Source organism: Streptomyces capparidis, assembly GCF_054782095.1.
The window spans coordinates 182,556-199,175 of sequence record NZ_BAAGTD010000002.1 but is presented as its reverse complement, the minus strand read 5'-3'; the positions used below and the strand labels follow the sequence as shown (position 1 = coordinate 199,175).

Genomic DNA, 16,620 nt, shown 5'->3' with positions numbered 1-16,620 from the left:
GTCAGCTCACCGCCCGCAGGGTCCGGCGGACCGGGGGTAGCGGCAGGACCGTCCCGGCTTGGACGAACTCCTCAAGGGCACTCTCAGGGATGCGCACGTGCCGCCCCACCTTGACGTACGCGATCCGCCGTTCCTCAATCAGGCGGCGGGGGAAGCGCTCCGTGGTGCCCAGGCGTTCGGCGACTTCGGAGACGGTCAGCAAGCGGTCCATGCCCACACCCCCTCGTCTGCTTCGAGGTCGGCGCGGAGTTGCTTGGCGGCCTCTCGGTTGGTGCGGATGTCGTTGGCGATGGTCTGGGCGAGCCAGGACTCTCCGGGGGTGTGGCCGTGTCCGGCGTAGGTCCAGTGGGCGAGTACGAGTACGCCGTCTTCCTCCTGAGGCGTGGTGGGGTCTTGGGCGCTGCGGTAGTCGGCGCGTGCCTGCCGTAGAGCGCCGAAGGTGGTGGAGTAGGCGGAGGACTTGCTGAGGAAGTGGCCCCGGAAGCCGAGCATGTGCGCCCACTGGCGGAGTTTGCGGTCCGGGTAGGCGTCGTGCAGGGCCAGGCATGCCTCGATCAGTCGGCGCGGGTGGTCCGGGACGCCGAGCAGGACCAGGGCCTCCTTGTTGCCGATGCGGTGGTCAACGGTGCCGGTGGTCTCGGCGGCTTTGGTGGCGTACTTGGCGACGTAGGCGGCGACCGCCTGTTCGCTCAGGTCGTGGTCGGCGGCGCTGCTGCGGATGGGCCGTGCGTCGAGTTGGGTGCCCCAGCGTAGGACGCGGGCCGGGTGGGGTCCGGCGGCGGGCACGGTGATCTCGACGCGGGCGGCGGCGGCCCGGATGGCATCGGCGAGCAGGGTGTGTGTAGCCCAGGCCGGGGGCGGGTCGCCGGGGTCGGCGGGTCCGTCGATGCGGATGATGGCGTGGAAGTGGACCGCGCCTCGGCGCTGGAACTCGGCGACCTTGCCGAAGCTCACGCGGGCGTGCTCGCGCAGTTCGCGTTGGGTGAGTCCGGCGCGGCGGGCGATCTCGCGACGGAGGTTGATGGTGAAGCGTCGCCACAGGTCGGGGGCGTGGTTGTTCCACAGCACCGCTGCGGCGTAGTCGTACCGGTCGGGGTGCAGCGGTGTGCCCAAGGCGGCGTCGTTGTCGCGGTGGGCGGTGCCGCACCGGCAGCGGTCGGAGTCGGGCCGGTTGTGGACCGGGCCGAACGACGGGGCCGTGAGCGTGGCGAAGATCTTCGGGTGTGCGCGCACGTCGGCGGGGATGCCCTTGCCGCCGAGGAGTCCGGCGTGGACGAGGTGGAAGGCGTCTCCGGCGTAGGTCCAGGCGCAGGCGGGGCAGCGGGAGGCGCGGCGGTTGCCGCAGGCGATCCGCAGCCGTCCGCCAGGTTCCCGGTCGGTGGTGTAGGTGTGCACCGTCTGTCCGGTGGTGGCGTCGCGGGTGACGACGGTGCCGGACAGGTGGATCGGGTCGGCGCAGCCGCGGGTGCGGCGGATCTGCTCCTGCCAGCGGTCGAAGTCAGGCACCCCGGCGACCCGGAGGGCGTCGAGGAGGGTGACCGGATCGAGGTCGGGGGGAGTTGCCGTTCCCGGCACGCGAGGGGTCCTTTCCGTGATCTCGGTTGGAAGAGCGGGCCCGCCCCGGGGCGGCGGATGCTTGGCGGCTGGTGCCGCCCCGGGGCGGGGTGATCGGAGGTGCTACTTGCGGCGCTTGGTGCGGCGCAGGGGGTAGGCGGGCGGGATGGCGTCGTAGTCCTTCTCGCCCTGCTGGAAGGAGTTCCAGTCGGTGGAGGACAGGCCGTGCTCGCGCTCGAGCTGGCGGATGATCTGGTTCATGCGGCGGCGGTCCTTGTGGCGGCGGGCGATGGCGTAGTCACGGCCCAGTTCGGCCATCTGCGGGTCGGTCGAGGACTGGTCGCCGGTGTCCTTGTTGCGGCGGAACAGGCCCATGGCGGGCTCCTTTCGTGGTCGGGTTACTTGCGGTCGGTGTCCTGGCGGTTCAGCCAGTCCTCGGCGCAGACCTTGTGCACGGGCTTGCCCTTGTCGGAGCGGAGCGGGGTGGGCTTGTCGCACAGCACACAGGGCTTGTCGCCGGAGGCGTCGAAGTGCTCGGGGGAGCGCCAGTCGAGGAAGGCCATGGCGGTCACCGCTCCAGGTCGGTGCCGGTGACGGCTTCGACGAGCGCGGAGACGAGGATTTCGGCCACGGGCGGAGTGACCGCGTTGCCGTACTGGCGGACCTTCTCGCGCTTGTTGCCGAGCACGGTGTAGGTGTCGGGGAAGGCCATCGCGCGGCCGATCTCGTGCGGCTCCAGCATGCGGAACAGCACGTCGTCCAGATCCACGCTGCCGCGCACCAGGGCGTAGCGGTCGCGGGTGGTCAGGGTGCCCACGGGTTCGTTGACCGGGCGGGCGTTGCCGGTTCCGTAGTAGGGCACCAACAGGTGTTCCCAGTTCACCGGTTCCGCGTCGGTGATCAGGGCGTGGTGGTTGCCGGAGGCGGTGACGGTGGCCAGGGCGTCCAGTACGGGGCGGGCGTCGGAATGCCCGCCGCGCAGCTCGGCGATGAACGGCAGCCAGGCCAGGCCGGTCTCGTTGCGGGCGGTCTGGGTGCGCATCGGGACGTTGGCGGTGCCGGGCTCCTTGCCGTCGCGGCCCTCGACCGGTACCAGCAGCGGGGGTACGGCCAAGGCGTCGTTCTCATGGGTGGTGCGAGTGGGCATCGGGTCGGTGACCGCGGTGGCGTCCTGCCGCCAGGTCCCGCCGGCCGGGGCCAGGACGGGCACGGTGTAGCGGTCGAGCCCGGCACGGATGCGCGCGAGCGTCTTCGGGGACAGGCCGCGAGGGCGGTCGCCGACGCGGGTGCCGGGCAGACTCCAGTCGATCGCCACGGCGGCGGGCAGCGCGTCGGGTTCCACGATGGTGTTGCGGCAGGCCACGGCCGGGCAGCGGTAGGTGTACTGCTGGCGGTAGCGGCCCATGTCCCGACGGGGGTTCTTGAACGCCTGCACCGCTCGCACCGTGCGCTCGCATCCCGGGCACCAGGCGGCGGGCCTCAGCCACTTGTTCCAGTCCGGGTCACGGCCGAGGGACTCCAGCCAGTAGGCCAGGTACAGGCGGTCGCGGGACTGCGGGGCGGGGGCGGTGCGCACCGGGCGGGCGTGCATGGAGTTCAGCGCGATCAGGCGCGTGCGGTACCCGAGGTTGCGAATGGAGGCGACCCAGGTGTGCCACTGGCTCCAGGCACGGACGTCGATGACGTTCTCGACCACCCCGGCGAGGACGGGGCGCCCGCGCTGGCGCATGGCGGACAGGTAGCGCGGGACGTCCCACATCAGGGCGCGGGAGCGGTCGGCGGCCGGGTCGGGCAGGGTCTCGCCGAACAGGTCGGGCTGCTTGTCGAAGTCCCGGCGGGCACCGCGGGCGTTGGACCACTGCGGGCATTCCGGGGAGGCCCAGAACAGGTCGGCGGCCGGGAAGCGGGCCACGTCCGCGTCGTGCAGGTCACCTTGGAAGTGGTCCGCGTCGGGGAAGTTCGCCGCGTGGGAGGCGATCGCCTTGTCCCAGTGGTTGGCGGCCAGTACCGGCACCACCCCGGGCACCGCGTGTGCTCCCTTGGACGAGCCACCCGCTCCGCAGAAGAAGTCGATGTAGGTCAGCACGGCACACCCGCCTGGTGCTTGGTGACCACTGCGGGAACGGTGCCCGTGCCGCCGCAGTCGGGGCAGTTCACGGTGACGGTGGTGCGGGTGCCGTCGGGGTTGCGGGTGCCGGTGGTGATGGCGACAGCGGGGAAGCCGTCGCAGTCCGGGCAAACCCGGCCCAGGGCACGGCTGTCCTGAGGCATGATGGAAGTCCTTTCGATCACGGTTGGAAGGGGCCAGGCCCACCGGGGCGGCGGATGCTTGGCGGCTGGTGCCGCCCCGGGGGCCGGTTACTTGGTCTGCTGCTGGAAGGCGCGCACCAGGTACGCGACCACCAGCGAGGTCACCGCGAGGGACGCGGCGGCGATGGCGACCGCCAGGAGCATGGAGACCATCACCGCGCCGACGACGAGCACGGCGGCGGTTCCGGCGGCCACGGTCCCGGGGGTGAGCTGCACCACCGGGCGCGCCGGGGTCTGCGGCACCTGCACCGGGGCCGGGGTGTGGGCCGTGACCGGGGTCGGCGCGGGGGTGCCGCCGGGGTCGGGCGTGTCGGGGTTGGGGTACTTCGGCTGAAGCACGGGTCTTCTCCTTGTCGGGCTACTTGGGCTGGCAGCGGTGCGTGGAGGCGGCCAGGTCGGCGGCGGCGCGCGAGTCGTAGTCGGCCGACCAGTTGCAGCCGGGGACGGTGCAGGCCGCCGTGTGCTTCGCACGGCCCTTGGGGTTGTTGTGGGTGCCGACCTGGACGGGGCCGACGCGGATCACGTCGCGGAAGCGGGACAGGCGAGCCATGGACGGTCGTCCTTTCAGGTGAGTTGGGCGTGGATGGCGTGCGCGAGCTGCGGCGGGACACCGAGGCGGGCGCGCAGCGTGTCGGCGGTGATCGGCGTGCCGGTGGTGGTCTGGTGGCTGTCGGCGAGCTTGCGCGCGTGGTCGAGCAACGCGGCCGGAACCGGCGGCGCGGCGGGCGGCGGCTCGACAGCCGGGACCGGCTCAGGCTCGGGCGTGGGCTCTGGGGTGGGGGTGGGCGGTAGCTCCGGAGCCAACCCCACAGCCGGCGGGGCGGGGGTGACCTGTTCGACCGTGACCGCCGTGTCATCCCGGTCGTGGTCGGCCGCAGGTGCGGGACGGGTGTGGGCGAGCAGGGTGCCGCCGAAGAACGCCACCGCGGGCCACCCGGCGACCAGGATGCGCAGCCAGCCCGGTGGGTTGTTCAGGTCCAGCAGCCCGGCGGTGGCGACGTTGGCACCGAGGGAGGCGGCCAGGGCGATCAGGAACCAGAACCACCCGGCGACCTTGGCCGCCCCCGTGCGCAGGCGACGCCAGGCAGCCACCAGCAGCAGGTCCACGCTGATCGGGTAGGCCCAGGCTTTCCAGCCGTCCTGCCCGGCCGCTTCGGCGATCTCGTGCAGGTGAGCGAAGGACAGCGCCCCGGCGATCACGGCCTGTACGAGTACTGCGTCAACGCGGGTGAGTTTGACGCGCATACTGGCGAGCATCGCGAGGTCCTTTCACTTCTTGGGCTGTGACTCTTGGTGTTGACGCGGGTGGTGGGTTTGGCCTGTCTCGTCAGCACAGGGAGGCCATTTCCTGTGAACACCCCCACAGGGATAGGGGTGTTTCGACGCCCGATTACCGGTGATGCCTGATGTTGTGCTCGTGCCGGATCCGCTGTGCCTCAGTCCAGGTCAGGAACGGTTCGGTGAGCTTGTGCTCGTCGCACGACACTTCCGCCTGGCCCTTGATGCGCTTGCTGAACCGGCTCGGGGTCTCGCGCTGCGGGATCAGCCGGGCACCTTCGTCCTTCTTCTTTCCGAACACTGTTTCCTCCTCGCTGTCTGGCCTGTCTCCTCAGCGCAGGAAGGCCAACTCCTGCGGACACCCCGCACGCGGGGTGTTTCGACTCATTCCGAGGCTTCACCGGAGCCGAAGCAGGTCAGGCAGATGCCTTCCTGCTCGCCGACCGGGCGGCGCTTGCGGCCGACCCTGACCGTGCGGGCGACCTGCCCCTCTCCCTTGCAGGCGGGGCATTCCGGGGGCGGGACGGTGGCCTTGACCACGGGCCCGCGCGGGGCCGTGCCGCGCTTTCCGGCGGAGGCCATGGGTTCTCCTTTCGGGACGGTTTCGGGCATGGACCGGGTCGGGACCTGGCGCAAAGGACGGTCGCGCCGACCGGGGAAGGGGTGTGGATCAGGCCGCTTCGGTGTACTCGTTCACGGGCCCGGTGACCGGGCGGAACGGGGCCAGGGACGGCAGGTCCGGGATCATGTCCGCGTACTTCCGGCAGATGGCCGTCGCCGCCGACAGGGAGATCTCGGGGGTGCGGATGCGAGACCAGCCACCGGAGACATCCCCGGCCACGGCCGTTCCCGGGCGGTCCGGGCGGATGTGCGTCGCGGCCAGCACAGCGGCCTTGGAGATGTCCCCGAGCGCCATCTCCGCCGACGACTCATCGTTGACCCGGTGGCACACCCGCCCGGTCAGGTTCGCCCGCAGCAAGGTCGCGCCTTTGCCCAGGTCGGAGCCGAAGCGCTGCCCGCACACCTCCAGGTAGATGCCGACCGCGCGGGAGAGCTGAGCCAACCGGATCAAGTGCTGAACCAGCTCATCCCGCCGCTTCTCATCCTCCTTGGAAGCGACCATGAACAGCTCGGCCACCTCGTCCACGAACACGATCACCGGCACCGGCCGGGCGTGCGGGGGCAGGCCCCAGATGTCCGAGGTGATCTCGGCGTCCGGCACCCGCGATGAGACGCGCTGGTGTTCGCGCAGGGCCTCGAAGCGCTGGGGCATCTCCATCCCGGTCAGCACCCGCAGCACCTCAAGCGCCGCATCCGGGTCGTCCGCCAGCGCCGACAGGCGCGGGGCGAAGGAAGCCATCTCCACACCCAACTTGCAGTCGATGCCGACCATGGCCACCGGCTGAGGAGCCAGACGGGAGATCAGGTTCCGCTGGAACATCGACTTCCCGGACTGCCCGGCGCCGATGACCAGCTCATGCGGGATGGCGCGGAAGTCCCGCACGAACGCCGAACCGTCATCGCGCAGCGCCACCGGCACCCGCAGGAACTCGGCGCGGGCACGGCGCGGCATGCGCACCCGGCGCAGCACGTCATAGCCCAGGAGCCGCAGCTCCACCACGCCGGGCCGGATGGGGACGACGTGGACGGAGTACACGCCCCACGCGTGCCGCAGCCGCTCGGTCACCGCGATCACGTCGGCGGGCTCCTGTCCCGGGGCCAGGCGCAGGCGGAAGTTCAGGCCCCGGGTGGTGGGGCGCATCCCCGTGCGGCGCGGCGGAACCGGCAGAACCTCACAGTCCGTGGCCTTGGCGATCAGGCGGCGCAGCCGGGTCGGCTGGACGGTCAGGCCGCAGGCGTCCATCACGTTGCGGTAGGAGGAGGACACCCGCGCCACGGTCACCGGCAGGCCCACCGTCGCCCAGTACACCGACGGGGCCTTCACCCGGGCCACGGCCGCACCGGCCCCCGCCACAGCGAGCGGGGCACCAGTGCCAGCCACGGTCAGCCACTCGGACACGGCGATCAGCCCTTGCCGTTCGCCGAAGCCGGAACCGGGACCGGGGCGAGGGAGGTCACCGCGACCGCGCGGAAGGAGATCCCGTGCCGCTTCTGGCCGTTGAACTCCGACTCCCAGTCACGGGCCCGCAGGTCCGTCACCGCCACCAGCGTCCCCGGGGTCAGCCCCTCGGGCACACCGGTCTGCGGCACGGTCACCTGGTACAGGTTCCCCTCACCCTCGTCCGACACCAGCAGCCCGATCACCGCCAGCGGCGCACCGGTCTGGGAATCGGTCGCGATCTCCCCCGTCCGGCGGTTCGCCAACTTCGGCACGGGCGGCGTCGCCACGAACACCGTGGCGGTGGAAAGGTCGATCTTGAACGACGGCATGAGCACACTCCTCTGATGCGGCGATCTCCCTAGGGAGGTCCGTTGCGACCAGTAGAGCAAAGCTCCTTAGGGATGTCAACAGCCTTCCCTAGGGAGGATTCTGGGGTGGAGTGGCGAGCGTCGTCGCTCGCGCCTGTCGCGGGCCGGGACTAGACTGGCACCCTAGGGAGCTAAGGAGTAACCGTTTTGGCTATGACAGCGCGGCAAATCGCAGACGACTTGCGGGCGCGAATTGAGTCCGGGGAATTCCGTTCCGCAAAGAATCGCCTACCCGGCGAACCGGCACTCGTGCGCGAATATGGCGTCGCGAAGAACACCGCGAGCAAGGCCCTTAAAATCCTCGCTTCCGAAGGATTGGTCTACTCGAAATCCGGATCAGGCACCTACATCAGAGATTTTCAATCAATCCGGCGTGTCGCAAATGAGCGGCTCTCCCAATCTAACTGGGGGTCGGGAAGCTCCGTATGGTCGTCAGACATTGACAGTCGCTCACTCACTGTAAACGTGGACGTCCAGGAGATAGAAGCTCCAGCGCTCGTATCTCGCGTGCTTGAACTGGGGTCATCGGCCAGCGTGCTAGCCAGGATTCGGAAGTTCATCGTGGACGGTAGGCCGGTTCAGCTAGCGACGTCTTACTACCCTGCGGATCTCGTTCGTGGGTCACAGATTGAACAACGAGACACCGGGCCCGGTGGCGCCTACGCGCGACTGGCGGAATTGGAAGCTAAGCCGGAGCGATTTACAGAAGAACTCCGCTGCCGTGTCGCGGGTGAGGATGAGCGCGAAAGCCTTGATTTGCCGCCCGGAGCACACGTCATCGAGATTTGCAGGACAGCCTTTGCTGGCGACGGGAAGCGAGTGGAGTTCACCCAGATGGTTCTGGACGCAGGGAGCTATATCCTTGAGTACCGCCTGGAGGGGTGATCACCCTGGAGGGTGCGTTACGAGTTTCCCTACATCATCAAGCCCGCCCGTGCCGGGCGGGGAGGGGGCTCCCGGCCGGTGGGGGTGGGCGCCGGGGTGGTGGGGGCCGCAGAAGCTTTGCTTCCCTCCCTTGCCCGGTTCGGCTCGGGCGGGTGGTCGGCTCCGCCGCGGTGGCGGGGAAGGTGCGGCAGCAAGCCCGCCGCTCGCCGTCTCGACCGATCCCGCGTGACGTGCCCCGGAGCCCCGCCCCCGGGGCTTCTCCTCTTCCGGCGGCCCTTCCCGAGCAGGGTGCTTCCCTCCCGGCGGGGTCCGGTGCGGGCCGGGCAACCGGCTCACGCCGTCGCTACGGGTCCACCTCCCGGCCCGCCCGGCGGGCCGGGGGCCGGGGCCGGGCGCGCTCCTGTCTCCGCCCCGCGCGCCCGGCCCCGCCCCCGTACACGACAACGGGGGGAACCCGCTTCACGCTTTGCCCAGCCCAACCCCGGCACCGACCCCACCAGGAGCACCCAACCCCCGGTCCGGCCCGCCGATCCGAAACCCCGGGCCGGTCACACCGGGCCGTACGAGGCCGGGTCTACCGGGGTGGCCGACGCATCCCGCACACACGCACCAGGCACGCAACCGCCGACACGGAAACCGGGGGAGACAAGCAGCGCGGCACGACAAGGAAACCGGGAGGAGGCGGGTGGAGGTTGGGCGGGTGGGCGGCGGGGCTCCGCCCCGGACCCCGGCCGAGCCTGCCCAGGGAGGGGGAACCGATCCCTGCGGTTGGGCGGGTGGTGAGGAAGCCCTGGCCCTCCCCGGCAGGCCGGCACCCTGCGGGTGTACCCCGGAGAACCTGGGACCGCCAGCCTGGCAAGGCACGCTGCGGGACACCGGAGGTGGCGGCCCCAGAACCTCCGGGGTGCATCGAAGATGCCGACCAACCGGGGAGAACCAAGGCAGGGGCCGTCTCGCTGGCGCGAGCCAACCCCACCGGGGATCAGGACCTACTCACTTCATACTGCGGGGTCACGTCACCCAGGCGGTCGGCTCAGGGCTAGGAGAGCTGTTGAAAGCGCTTGATCGCCTTCTCCGTCCACTCTGCGCACGTCCCCGCGCACTCAGCCTGCTCATGAACCAGACGCACGACTTCCTCTCGACTGGACTGCTCAAAGGTGACAGCGAGCCGAGCGAGCATCAGGTATCTGACGGCATTGTCTATCTGCATAGATAGCTGAGCGTCACTGATCAACACCGAGACCTCACGGAGCCGCTTTTCGATGTCTCGCACACCGGAGCCGCTCCACCACTCATGTTCCTTGTAGCCAGCGACTACTTCTTTCGCCGACGAGGCAAGTCGCGCCAGCAGATCGCCGACCTCGGGAGGGGGCGCCTGACGACGCCGTTTCTCCTGCACATGCTGGTGCCATGCTGCCCAGAGGCCCGCAGGACCACCGATTGCGCCGACGATGCCACCGCCCGCGGCGAGCCATTCCAACGCCCCAGCCATCCACACTCCCCGTGCCCGTCACGTGCCCGTTAGTGCGGTGAACCAGAGGCAGTGACGGTGCTCCACAGTTAGATGAAAGCAAGTGGGCCCCCGACCGATAGAGCTGGTCAGGGGCCACCTACCTGCGGAGGGTGTGGGATTTGAACCCACGGTGACGTCGCCGCCACGACGGTTTTCAAGACCGTTCCCTTAGGCCGCTCGGGCAACCCTCCAGTGCCGTCACTGCCCGTGACGGCACGGAGGTCAGCCTAACGGTAGGGGTCAGGGGTTGTCGCCCTTCCTTTCGCCGAGGGTGAGGGTCACCTCGCGGCTCTGGCCGTTGCGCTCGTAGGTGACCTTCACCTTGTCGCCGGGCTTGTAGGTCCAGATCTCGCTGACCAGTTGCGGGCCGCTCTCGATCAGGGTGTCGTTCAGCTTGGTGATCACGTCGCCGGGCTTCAGGCCCGCCTGGGCCGCCGGGCCGCCGGGGGTGATGGCGGGGGTGCCGTCGATGGAGTCGGGGGAGATCTGGGCGCCCTTGCCGTCGTACTCGTCGTTGCGCAGGACGCCCATCACCGCGTACACCGGCTCGCCGGTCCTGATCAGGGTGTCGGCGACCCACTTGGCCTGGTTGATCGGGATGGCGAAGCCGAGGCCGATGCTGCCGCCCTGCTCGGTGCCGCCGAACGGATCGCTGCCGCTGTCGGCGGGGCGGATCGCGGAGTTGATGCCGATCACCCGGCCGGAGCCGTCCAGCAGGGGGCCGCCGGAGTTGCCGGGGTTGATGGAGGCGTCGGTCTGGATGGCGCTCATGTAGGACGGCTGCGTGCCGTCGCCGCCGCCGGCCGCGACGGGGCGGTTCTTGGCGCTGACGATGCCGGTGGTGACGGTGCCGGACAGGCCGAAGGGGGCGCCGATGGCGATGGTGGGGTCGCCGACGACGACCTCCGCGGAGTTGCCGAGCGGCAGCGGGGTCAGCTTGACGCCGGAGGGGTCGTCCAGCTTGATGACGGCCACGTCGTAGCCCTGGGCGCGGCCGACCACCGAGGCGCGGTACTGCTTGCCGTCGGAGAAGGTGACGGTGAGCTTGCCGCCCTCCGCGGCGGGGGCGACGACGTGGTTGTTGGTGAGGATGTGGCCTTCCTTGTCGTACACGAAGCCGGTGCCGGTGCCGCTCTCGCCCTGGCCCTCGGCGTTGATCGTGACGACGCTCGGCAGGGCCGACTTCGCTATGCCCGCCACGCTGTCCGGCTTGCGGTTGAGGGCGGCCGGGTCGGCGGAGGTGGACACGGTGGTGCTGCCGCCGCCTCCGTCGGAGCTGTCGGCGGCCACGTAGCCGATGCCGCCGCCGAGGGCACCCGCGAGCAGCGCGGCCGCCGCGACCAGGGCGACGAGGCCGCCGCGGCCGCGGCGGGGAGGGGCGCCGTGCGCGCCGTGGCCGGGCGCCTGCGGCCATCCGGGGAAGGTGGCCGTGGGCGGGGCGGCGTACGGGGAGCCGTGGACGGGGCCGGGGGCGTACCCGGGGGGTGGCGGCGGGCCCGCGGGGTTGGGGGCGGGGGTCGCGGCGGCGGGGAACTGCGCGGTCGAGTCCATGCCGGGCTGGTCGGGCCCTCCGGCGCCCGTCGGCCTGTTCTCGTGCTCGGTGCTCACAGCGGTCTCCTTCGTCGCACAGTCAGCCGGTGGTAGGGGCGGTCGCCCGGCGTACGGCCGCTCCGCGTGCCGGGGCGGCGGCTCGGTGGCGCCGCGTCCCGGACTGTTCCGTCGTCCTTCAGTGCCCAAGCCTCTCTCATCCCGCGTTGAACCGCCGTAAGCAGTCCCGGCACGGAGCGGGCGTCTTCTTTATCTCCGGTTAATGTTCCTATTTTGGGATCTTCTGGTCGTCGCTGCTTGGCGGGCTCCTGTACAGCGCCTACCATGCACCGGTCGAACGCACACGCGGGAGCTCGGGGAACCGGGCTGAGAGGGCACTTGGAGACCGTGCCGACCGCCTGAACCTGTCCGGGTAATGCCGGCGTAGGGAGAGAGCCGTCGTGACGGCACCGTCATCGGCGCGCGAGGATTCCGCGCGCACGTCCACCCGTACGAGTGACCCGGCGCACGCCGAGGCTCCTCTGGTCCTCGACACCGCGCCGCCCAGGCCCCTCGGCCTGCGCGACCAGGCCGCCTTCTGGGCCAACCTCGGGGTGAGCCTGCTCGGCTTCTCCGGCGCCGCCTGGGTGCTCACCCCCAGCGGCCACCCGCAGTTGTCCCTGCTCGCCGCGCTCACCGCGACCGTGGTCGGCACCCTGTTCGGCACCGCCATGCTCGCCGTCTCCGGCGTGCTCGGCGCCCGCACCGGCGCGCCCGCGATGGCGCTGCTGCGCGGCCTGTTCGGCACCCGCCTCTCGTACCTGCCGACCGTGCTGAACGTGGTGCAGTGCATCGGCTGGGGCGTGTTCGAGCTGACCGTGATCACCATGGGCGTGGAGGCGATGACCGACGGCCGCGGGCCGCACTGGCTGTACGTGGCGCTGGCCGGCGTGCTCACCACCGCGCTGACCATCCGGCCGCTGGGGTCGGTGCGGCTGCTGCGGCGGTACGTGACCGTCGCCGTGGGCGTGGCGATGCTCTACTTCACCGTCCAGTTGCTGCGCGCGGACACCCCGCCGCTGAACGACGGCTCCTGGGACGGCTTCCTGCCCGCCGTGGACTCCGCGCTCGCGGTCGCGGTGTCGTTCGTGCCGATGGCCGCCGACTACACCCGGCACTCCCGCTCGTCCGCCCGGTCGTTCTGGGGCACGCTGGTCGGCTACTCCACCGCGCAGGTGTGGTGCTACCTGCTGGGCCTGATCGCCCTGCTCCAGGTGGGCGGGGACACGGACAAGATCTTCGACACGTTCCTCGGTGTGACCGCGGGATGGGTGTTCTTCCTGGTGCTGGTGGTGCGGGAGGTGGACCAGTCGTTCGCGAACGTCTACTCCACCGCGATGTCCCTGCACAACCTGCTGCCCCGGGTGGACCGGCGGATCCTGACCCTGGGGATCGGGACGCTGGTGACCGTGCTCGCGATGATGGTGGACGACTTCTCCACATACGAGTCGTTCCTCTATCTGATCGGTTCGGTGTTCGTCCCGATGTTCGCCGTGACCGCCGCCGACTACTTCCTCGGCACGGGACGGCGCGGCTGGGACATGTCGCAACAGGCCCCGACCCGCTGGGCGATGCTGCTCCCCTGGGCCCTCGGCTTCGCCACGTACCAGCTCATCAACCCCACGCAACTCACCGGCTGGGCGGACTTCTGGCCCCGGTTCTGGGCCCGCGCCCAGGAACTGACGGGCATTCACGCCACCGAGTGGACCTCGGCGTCCCTGTTCTCCTTCGTCGTCGCCGCGGTCGCGGCCCTGGCCCTCTCCTTCCCCGTCCGGCGGCGGGCGGTGGCACGATGACCCGGTGACTACCGCGTACACCGGCCCGGGCGGCGCCCGCGGCGCCATCCGCGTCGTCGCCCACCGCGGCTCCTCGGAGGACGCCCCCGAGCACACCCTGGCCGCCTACCGGAAAGCGATCGAGGACGGCGCCGACGCGCTCGAGTGCGACGTGCGGCTGACCGCGGACGGCCATCTGGTGTGCGTCCACGACCGCCGGGTCGACCGCACCTCCAACGGCCGCGGCGCCGTCTCGACGCTCGAACTCGCCGACCTGGCCGCGCTGGACTTCGGCTCGTGGAAGGCGGCCGAGCGCGGCGAGCGGTCCGCGGGCGACGACTGGGAGGGCGTGGAGACCACCGGCGCCGAGACCCCGGGCGCGGGCGGCACCGGCCGCAGGCACTCCGTGCTCACCCTGGAGCGGCTGCTGGAACTGGTCGTGGACGCCGACCGCCGGGTGGAACTGGCCGTGGAGACCAAGCACCCCACCCGGTGGGCCGGGCAGGTCGAGGAGCGGCTGCTGGAGCTGCTGCGCCGGTTCGGGCTCGACCGCCCGCGGCCGGGGGAGCCCTCGCGGGTGCGGGTGATGAGCTTCTCAGCGCGCTCCCTGCGCCGCGTCCTCGCGGGCGCGCCCGACCTGCCGACCGTGTTCCTGATGACGTACCTCTCGCCGCGCTACCGCGACGGGCGGCTCCCGCCCGGAGTCCGCGTCGCCGGGCCCAGCATCCGGCTGCTGCGCGCGCACCCCGGCTACGTCGCGCGGCTGCACCGGGCCGGGCAGCGGGTGCACGTGTGGACCGTGGACGACCCGGACGACGTCGAGCTGTGCGTGCGCCAGGGCGTGGAGGCGATCATCACCAACCGTCCCCGGAAGGTACTGGAGCAACTCGGGCGCCTCTGACCACGCTCACTGGTAGTGCGCGGGCGCGTTCGGACCGTGTTCGATCGCCTGATCTGATCCAGTTGTTCCCGACAGGGTCGTTTCCTTCCTCGATGGGCCGGGCATCCATCCCGTGGCGTGGGGTGAAGGAGGTTCCGGGGGTGGCGGTGGTGGTGGCCCAGGAGGTACCGACGTCCTCGATCATGTCCCTGCCCCATGGCCCGGCGGGCGTGGGGCGGGCACGGCGGCGGTTGCGCGACGACCTGCTCCGGCAGGGCGCGGCGGACCCGGTGGTGGACGACGCGGTGCTGATCCTTTCGGAACTGCTCAGCAACTCGGCGCGGCACGCCCGTCCGCTGTACGGAAGGACGCAGAACGGGCACGGTCCCGGTCAGGTGCCCGCCGAGGTGCAGGGCGCGGAGTGGGACGGCCACGCCGAGCAGGGCGTGGTCAAGGTCGCGTGGCACATCGACGTGGACGGGCTGCTCACCCTTGAGGTGACGGACGGCGGCGGGCCCACCCGGCCCAGGCCCTCCAGCCCCTCCCTGACCGCGCGGGGCGGGCGCGGCCTCGGCATCGTCGGGGAGCTCGCCCTCCAGTGGGGGGTGCGGGACGCGCCGGGCGAGGTGACGGTGTGGGCCGTGCTGCCCATCCGCGCCCGCCACGCCCGCCGGGAGGGCTTCTCGCGGGGGTTCGTGGACGGGTACGGGGTGGCGCGGATGGGCGCGTCGCTGGAGTTCGACTAGGACGGCGGTCGCGGGCAGCACGACGGACGCGGTCCGGCGGCGGTGCCGCAGCGGCGCGGGCCTCAGGTGTGGCGAGGAACCGCCGAGCAGCGCCGGGGGGTGCCGCCATCCGCGGGACGGAGCCGTTCCGGGGCGCGGTGACAACTGGGCGGTGGCACCGGCGGGCCAATAGGCTCCGGGCGGAACCGTATCCGCACCAGGAGAAGACCAGTCATGGCCAAGAAGCGGCAGAACACCAAGGCCCGCGGAACGCGGACCGCGCCCGTGCGCGACGGCGCCGACATCCCGGTCGTCGGCGCGCGGGAGCCCTGCCCGTGCGGGTCGAACCGCCGGTACAAGGCCTGCCACGGGCGCGAGGCCGCGCACGCGGCACAGGAGCTGGTGCGCCGTCCGTTCGAGGGGCTGCCCGGTGAGTGCGACTGGGTGGCGATGCGCGAGCTGGTGCCCGCGGCGACGGCGAAGCTGACCCTGGCCTCCGGGCTGCCGGACGGAGTGACATCCGTCACCCTCGCCACGGTGCTGCCGCTGGCCTGGCCCGCGCTGCGGCGGGACAACGGCGTGGTGCTGGTCGGCCTTCAGAACGACGCCGCGTCCGGCGACATCAGCCGGGACCTGGCGGGCACCCTCCAGCGGGCGCTCACCGCCGAGCCCGGCACCCCGGTCGGCGTGGAGCGCCCGGCCGCGGACGGGCCCCGCCTCCAGGACCTGATCGACCTCTCCGCGCCGTTCGAGCCGGTGGTGCACACCGGGTTCGAGTTCTGGCTGGAGAACGCCGAGGCGGCCACCGGCGAGGTCGCCGCGTCCCTCGAACGAGCGAACGCGGCCGCGATCCCCACCGTGCGCCTGTCCGGGGTGGAGGCCGCCTACTGGTGCCGCACGCCGGAGAAGAACCACCTGCGCTGGGTGACCCCGCACCCGGAGGAGGGCCTGCTGGACGCGCTCGCCCGGCTGCACGCCGCGGGGGCGTCGGGCCTGGGCGAGGGCACCCGCCTGGTGGGCTCGTTCCGGGCGCACGGGCTCGTGGTGCCGGTGTGGGACCTGCCGGTGTCGATGGAGGCGGACGAGGTGGAGAAGCCCGCCGCCGCGTTCGCCGAGCGGCTCGGGGAGGCCCTGGCCGTGGACGCGCCGCTGACCGCGGAGGAGCGCAAGGCCCGCAACGGTCTGGCGAACCGGCAGATCACCCTGAGCTGAACCGGTCCGCGTCCGGTCGGGACCGCCGGAGGCGCCGGGCCCCGCGGCCCGGCGTCCGCGATACCGGACGCGGTGCCGGACACGGTGCCGGACGCGGTGCGGACCGTACCCGGCCCATGCGGAAATCCAAGGCCATGGCTGCACCGTGCGTACCAAAGAGGAATTCCGACCGCCGGTTTTTCGATGCTCGGGACGTGACTCCGGTCACAACCGCGCTCTCGGACACGAATTCGACCTAAAAAGTGCCCTCTCTGAATTTGCGAACGGGCGATCTCTTGTTACCGTTTTAACAGCCCGGTCGCTGGTGCATCCCCCGTCGCCAGCGATCGGGCCTTTTTTGCCTCTGGGGCAACGGGCGGCCGCCGCGCCGCCCCCGCGCGGTCGGCGCCGCCCCTGCCCCGTATCGACGAGCCCGGTCCCGGCGGCGGACCGCTTTCCCATCGGGCCCGTCCCCGCGAGCGGCACTCGTGC

The 16,620-nt window shown here is 71.3% G+C and carries 20 protein-coding genes, 1 tRNA gene, 2 other RNA genes, 1 pseudogene and 1 riboswitch; of the genes and pseudogenes, 6 read left to right on the top strand and 18 right to left on the bottom strand.

Annotated elements, in window-relative coordinates; translation table 11 throughout:
* Position 1 precedes the first annotated feature (1 nt).
* The 15 genes from ACYVO2_RS02950 to ACYVO2_RS02880 form a co-directional block, all read right to left on the bottom strand.
* Complete coding sequence (locus ACYVO2_RS02950; protein ID WP_461005938.1) at positions 2 to 211, bottom strand: excisionase family DNA-binding protein; 210 nt, start codon at positions 209 to 211, stop codon at positions 2 to 4.
* Positions 196 to 1,575, bottom strand: a complete 1,380-nt coding sequence (gene repSA, locus ACYVO2_RS02945) for a replication initiator protein RepSA (RefSeq protein WP_461005937.1) — start codon at positions 1,573 to 1,575, stop codon at positions 196 to 198. The genes ACYVO2_RS02950 and repSA overlap by 16 nt, the downstream gene beginning before the upstream one ends.
* 102 nt (positions 1,576 to 1,677) lie before the next feature.
* On the bottom strand, positions 1,678 to 1,929 hold the full coding sequence (locus ACYVO2_RS02940) for a hypothetical protein (protein ID WP_461005936.1): 252 nt from the start codon (positions 1,927 to 1,929) through the stop codon (positions 1,678 to 1,680).
* Positions 1,930 to 1,952: 23 nt separating this feature from the next.
* The gene (locus ACYVO2_RS02935; protein WP_461006036.1) at positions 1,953 to 2,126 is read right to left on the bottom strand and encodes a hypothetical protein; all 174 of its coding nucleotides are present in this window, start codon (positions 2,124 to 2,126) and stop codon (positions 1,953 to 1,955) included.
* Positions 2,123 to 3,640 carry a DNA cytosine methyltransferase gene (locus tag ACYVO2_RS02930; RefSeq protein ID WP_461005935.1) on the bottom strand — a complete coding sequence of 506 codons (1,518 nt, stop codon included), beginning with the start codon at positions 3,638 to 3,640 and terminating at the stop codon, positions 2,123 to 2,125. The genes ACYVO2_RS02935 and ACYVO2_RS02930 overlap by 4 nt, the downstream gene beginning before the upstream one ends.
* On the bottom strand, positions 3,634 to 3,825 hold the full coding sequence (locus ACYVO2_RS02925) for a hypothetical protein (RefSeq protein ID WP_461005934.1): 192 nt from the start codon (positions 3,823 to 3,825) through the stop codon (positions 3,634 to 3,636). The genes ACYVO2_RS02930 and ACYVO2_RS02925 overlap by 7 nt, the downstream gene beginning before the upstream one ends.
* Before the next feature lie 87 nt (positions 3,826 to 3,912).
* Entirely contained in the window at positions 3,913 to 4,203 is a 291-nt protein-coding gene (locus tag ACYVO2_RS02920) for a hypothetical protein (RefSeq protein ID WP_461005933.1), read from the bottom strand.
* Between the two features lie 19 nt (positions 4,204 to 4,222).
* Complete coding sequence (locus ACYVO2_RS02915) at positions 4,223 to 4,414, bottom strand: mobile element transfer protein (protein WP_461005932.1); 192 nt, start codon at positions 4,412 to 4,414, stop codon at positions 4,223 to 4,225.
* Positions 4,415 to 4,428: 14 nt separating this feature from the next.
* On the bottom strand, positions 4,429 to 5,109 hold the full coding sequence (locus ACYVO2_RS02910; RefSeq protein ID WP_461006031.1) for a DUF2637 domain-containing protein: 681 nt from the start codon (positions 5,107 to 5,109) through the stop codon (positions 4,429 to 4,431).
* 68 nt (positions 5,110 to 5,177) lie between these two features.
* Positions 5,178 to 5,249, bottom strand: an RNA gene (locus tag ACYVO2_RS02905) — hammerhead ribozyme type II.
* Positions 5,250 to 5,254: 5 nt separating this feature from the next.
* Positions 5,255 to 5,443 carry a hypothetical protein gene (locus ACYVO2_RS02900; RefSeq protein WP_461005931.1) on the bottom strand — a complete coding sequence of 63 codons (189 nt, stop codon included), beginning with the start codon at positions 5,441 to 5,443 and terminating at the stop codon, positions 5,255 to 5,257.
* Between the two features lie 16 nt (positions 5,444 to 5,459).
* Positions 5,460 to 5,527: hammerhead ribozyme type II (locus ACYVO2_RS02895), an RNA gene on the bottom strand.
* On the bottom strand, positions 5,527 to 5,724 hold the full coding sequence (locus ACYVO2_RS02890; protein ID WP_461005930.1) for a hypothetical protein: 198 nt from the start codon (positions 5,722 to 5,724) through the stop codon (positions 5,527 to 5,529). Before ACYVO2_RS02890 ends, ACYVO2_RS02895 begins: the two co-directional genes overlap by 1 nt.
* An 88-nt stretch (positions 5,725 to 5,812) precedes the next feature.
* Positions 5,813 to 7,162 (bottom strand): FtsK/SpoIIIE domain-containing protein, encoded by a 1,350-nt coding sequence (locus ACYVO2_RS02885; protein WP_461005929.1) that lies wholly within the window; start codon positions 7,160 to 7,162, stop codon positions 5,813 to 5,815.
* Between the two features lie 5 nt (positions 7,163 to 7,167).
* A complete protein-coding gene (locus ACYVO2_RS02880; RefSeq protein ID WP_461005928.1) occupies positions 7,168 to 7,533 on the bottom strand; it encodes an SCO3933 family regulatory protein in 366 nt (121 codons plus the stop codon).
* A gap of 192 nt (positions 7,534 to 7,725) precedes the next feature.
* Here ACYVO2_RS02880 and ACYVO2_RS02875 point away from each other — a divergent pair.
* Both ACYVO2_RS02875 and ACYVO2_RS02870 read left to right on the top strand, forming a co-directional pair.
* Positions 7,726 to 7,911: pseudogene (locus ACYVO2_RS02875) on the top strand (winged helix-turn-helix domain-containing protein); the annotation flags it as partial.
* A 126-nt stretch (positions 7,912 to 8,037) separates the two neighbouring features.
* On the top strand, positions 8,038 to 8,457 hold the full coding sequence (locus ACYVO2_RS02870) for a UTRA domain-containing protein (protein ID WP_461006030.1): 420 nt from the start codon (positions 8,038 to 8,040) through the stop codon (positions 8,455 to 8,457).
* Positions 8,458 to 9,496: 1,039 nt separating this feature from the next.
* Here the strand turns inward: ACYVO2_RS02870 and ACYVO2_RS02865 are convergent.
* The 3 genes from ACYVO2_RS02865 to ACYVO2_RS02855 form a co-directional block, all read right to left on the bottom strand.
* Positions 9,497 to 9,949 carry a hypothetical protein gene (locus ACYVO2_RS02865; protein WP_461005927.1) on the bottom strand — a complete coding sequence of 151 codons (453 nt, stop codon included), beginning with the start codon at positions 9,947 to 9,949 and terminating at the stop codon, positions 9,497 to 9,499.
* A gap of 125 nt (positions 9,950 to 10,074) precedes the next feature.
* A tRNA-Ser gene (locus tag ACYVO2_RS02860) sits at positions 10,075 to 10,161 on the bottom strand.
* A gap of 49 nt (positions 10,162 to 10,210) precedes the next feature.
* The gene (locus ACYVO2_RS02855) at positions 10,211 to 11,521 is read right to left on the bottom strand and encodes a S1C family serine protease (protein WP_461006029.1); all 1,311 of its coding nucleotides are present in this window, start codon (positions 11,519 to 11,521) and stop codon (positions 10,211 to 10,213) included.
* Positions 11,522 to 11,853: 332 nt separating this feature from the next.
* A riboswitch (TPP riboswitch) is annotated at positions 11,854 to 11,965 on the top strand.
* Here ACYVO2_RS02855 and ACYVO2_RS02850 point away from each other — a divergent pair.
* The 4 genes from ACYVO2_RS02850 to ACYVO2_RS02835 all read left to right on the top strand — a co-directional run bounded on the left by ACYVO2_RS02850 (position 11,959) and on the right by ACYVO2_RS02835 (position 16,149).
* On the top strand, positions 11,959 to 13,353 hold the full coding sequence (locus tag ACYVO2_RS02850; protein ID WP_461005926.1) for a purine-cytosine permease family protein: 1,395 nt from the start codon (positions 11,959 to 11,961) through the stop codon (positions 13,351 to 13,353). (Overlaps the previous riboswitch by 7 nt.)
* Before the next feature lie 4 nt (positions 13,354 to 13,357).
* The gene (locus tag ACYVO2_RS02845; protein WP_461005925.1) at positions 13,358 to 14,233 is read left to right on the top strand and encodes a glycerophosphodiester phosphodiesterase family protein; all 876 of its coding nucleotides are present in this window, start codon (positions 13,358 to 13,360) and stop codon (positions 14,231 to 14,233) included.
* Between the two features lie 140 nt (positions 14,234 to 14,373).
* Positions 14,374 to 14,958: an ATP-binding protein gene (locus tag ACYVO2_RS02840; protein WP_461005924.1), complete on the top strand. Its 585-nt coding sequence runs from the start codon at positions 14,374 to 14,376 to the stop codon at positions 14,956 to 14,958.
* Between the two features lie 213 nt (positions 14,959 to 15,171).
* Entirely contained in the window at positions 15,172 to 16,149 is a 978-nt protein-coding gene (locus ACYVO2_RS02835; protein ID WP_461005923.1) for a DUF5926 family protein, read from the top strand.
* Positions 16,150 to 16,620: the final 471 nt, after the last annotated feature.